The organism is Citrobacter sp. wls613 (assembly GCF_005281195.1).
In the GTDB taxonomy this organism is placed as follows: Bacteria; Pseudomonadota; Gammaproteobacteria; order Enterobacterales; family Enterobacteriaceae; genus Citrobacter; species Citrobacter gillenii.
Window position 1 is genome coordinate 13,610 of sequence record NZ_SZXN01000030.1, and the last position, 805, is coordinate 14,414.

Annotated in this window: 2 protein-coding genes; both read left to right on the plus strand. The window is 51.1% G+C overall.

The features are described from left to right. Positions 1 to 296: 296 nt before the first annotated feature. Positions 297 to 578: an ASCH domain-containing protein gene (locus FDX01_RS04365; RefSeq protein ID WP_137399297.1), complete on the plus strand. Its 282-nt coding sequence runs from the start codon at positions 297 to 299 to the stop codon at positions 576 to 578. Positions 579 to 637: 59 nt separating this feature from the next. Beyond that, positions 638 to 805 (plus strand): DNA polymerase III subunit theta (locus FDX01_RS04370; RefSeq protein WP_137399305.1); only part of this gene is annotated, 168 nt, incomplete at its 3' end.

The window sequence follows — 805 nt, forward strand, 5'->3', positions numbered from 1 at the left end:
CCGCACCGCCATGCTTCAGTCGTTCGGTAATACCGAGCAACTGGACGAAGTTGGCTCATGGAATAACCACATGAACACGCCTACTGCTCAGGCTGCCAACTCTCCGGTAACTCCGGGTTGTTGGTGTCACACTTGCCGACCGGTGACGATGAGCGACATGCGGTTTGTTGTCTGCCCTGACTGCGGAAACAAGCGCTGCCCGCACGCCAATGACCACAGACATGCATGCACCGGAAGCAATGAACCAGGACAGGAAGGTAGCGCGTACCAAGCAGCACCGCAACAGGAGGTGAAGCGTGGCTAACCTTCAACTGGCAGTTAACGGTGAATACTTCGACCAGATGAAGTCTGGAGAGAAGAAATTCGAGTACCGGTTGCTGAATGACTACTGGCGAAAGCGCCTGGTTAACCGAGAATATGATCGCCTAATTATCACTCGAGGATATCCTCGCGCTGATGATTCAGACCGTCGGATTGATGTTCCATATCAAGGATATAAAGTTCAATCCATCATTCACAAGCACTTCGGTCCAGATCCGGTCAATGTTTTCGCTATCAAGGTGAATATTGATGCTTAAACATGAAGCGCTGCCATCGTGATGTATAATCCCTCTCAAAGCATCGAGGGGGATTCATCATGTCAGGACATAACATCGCAGCAAAATCGAAAGAAGATCAGGACAAGGTTAACGTTGACCTAGCGGCTTCAGGTGTAGCGTACAAAGAGCGCCTGAACATGCCGGTAATCGCTGAGCAGGTAGCCCGCGAGCAGCCAGAGCATCTACGTGAATACTTCATGGAGCGC